Genomic DNA, 1,824 nt, shown 5'->3' on the forward strand with positions numbered 1-1,824 from the left:
AGGGGTTCAGAATTTTTTAATTCCGAACCCCTTTTGTCTACAAACTGAAATAACCCCGAAAGATCGGGGTTATTTTTTATTTACTTGACGGCCACTTTTTTTTGAGCTCTGTGAACTTGTGTTTCCAATTTGAAATTCATTACCTAGTTCAACATCATTTCTTTTATCCTGTTTCTCGATTTGCTTTCTCGTTTGATCCTTGTTTTGCATCCCTTGTTTAGACAATACGTATCCAACTCGCTTTCAATGTTATTGTTTTTAATATGCGCAAGTATAAGGAAAATACGTATTATTATTTAAAAAATAAAACAAATTAGGGTCCTTCAGCAAAAGAATTATAACAAAAATGCTTTTACAAAAAAATCTTAAATTTCCTGCAATTGACGATTTTCCTTGTCATGTCTTGAATTTAATTAGATCACCCTAACTCCAGACATTATAGCAGGCAGAAACTAATATGCTGTTATGGGAGGTGGTTTAATGGGCGGGATTTCAATTAGTTTATGCATGATTGTAAAGGATGAAGAAGACTCCCTTCCTAACTGTCTTGCTTCTGTTAGGGAACTGGTCGATGAAATGATTATCATTGATACAGGATCAGAAGATAACACGAAACAAAATGCCTCAGCCTTCACTGATCATGTTTAAAAGTAACTCCATATCACCAGCCATATCCTTTAAAGAAAGGTATGGCCTTTTTTTAGGACATGAACTTTTTGAATGTACTGTATGTGGATTGAGTATAGGTGCACGAATTTTAGTATGTGGCATATCATATCCTCAACCTTGTCCATGCCCCTTTTGATAAGAAGTCTGGCTGCATAACGTTATGCGCAGTGCTTGGGTTATTTGAGAAGAATAAGAAATAGTGATGCTTAATGCCTTATGGAATTAACGGGGCAGGATCGTTGAAGAAAGTAATCTCTGTAGGTTGATTTTAGTCTGGGAATATTTAATAATGTTGGGGTATGAATTCGTTTATAAAAGGATGACTGTCATGAAAAAAGCAGAGGAAATAGCCTCCTAAATCAATAAAACACATTAGGAGGCGTTGTATATGAAATTCAATATAATTGATCGTGAAAATTGGGTTCGAAAAGAGTACTTTGAACACTATTTACAACAACAAACAACATTCAGATATAACGAATGAAATGAATATTACTGTTCTTATGGAAAACTTAAAGAAGCAGAATTATAAGTTATATCCCGCGTTTATTTTTATGGTTACAAAAATAGTTAATTCCCTTCGAGAATTTAGAACCAGTTTTAACGAAGAAGGGAATTTAGGTTATTGGTCAGAAGTTTTGCCTTCTTATACAATTTTCGATAAGAAGACATCCACATTTTCTAGCATCTGGTCACCAAATGGAAGTAGGTTTTCTGAATTCCATTCCCAGTATGAAAAAGATGTAGAAGAATACAATGGTACGGGTAGTTTATTTCCAAAGACCCCTATACCAGATAATCATATTCCGATATCCATGATCCCTTGGAGTTCTTTTACAGCATTTAATTTAAATATTAATAATGGTGGCGATTTTTTCTTACCCATTATAACTGGGGGGAAATATTCACAAATAAAAGATGAATGGTTCTTGCCTGTTTCTTTGCAAATTCATCATGCAGTTTGTGATGGTTATCATGCAAGTGTTTTTATGAATGACTTCCAAAGGTTTGCTGATGAAAGTGCAGACTGGCTCTAGTTGTTCATTGGGAAATTCTAAAAGAGTTCCTCAGAATGTAGACAAACTCGATCGTTGATTTCCACTTTAGGCACTCGCTTTCCGCGGGCGGTCCGGGAGCCTCCTCGGCGCACTTGCG

The 1,824-nt window shown here is 35.4% G+C and carries 1 protein-coding gene and 1 pseudogene; both read left to right on the forward strand.

Annotated features, from left to right (window positions below; all coding sequences use genetic code 11):
* Positions 1 to 480 precede the first annotated feature (480 nt).
* Positions 481 to 648, forward strand: a complete 168-nt coding sequence (locus ADA55_RS28195; RefSeq protein WP_082162802.1) for a glycosyltransferase — start codon at positions 481 to 483, stop codon at positions 646 to 648.
* Between the two features lie 409 nt (positions 649 to 1,057).
* A pseudogene (catA, locus tag ADA55_RS04050) lies at positions 1,058 to 1,706 on the forward strand (type A chloramphenicol O-acetyltransferase).
* Positions 1,707 to 1,824: the final 118 nt, after the last annotated feature.

The sequence above is a fragment of the Bacillus sp. 220_BSPC genome (assembly GCF_001054655.1).
GTDB lineage: Bacteria > Bacillota > Bacilli > Bacillales > DSM-1321 > Peribacillus > Peribacillus frigoritolerans.

What these genes read in the sequence shown, in the direction of transcription:
- ADA55_RS28195 (WP_082162802.1), top strand. Translation starts at nt 481, where the DNA reads ATGGGCGGGATTTCAATTAGTTTATGCATGATTGTAAAGGATGAAGAA.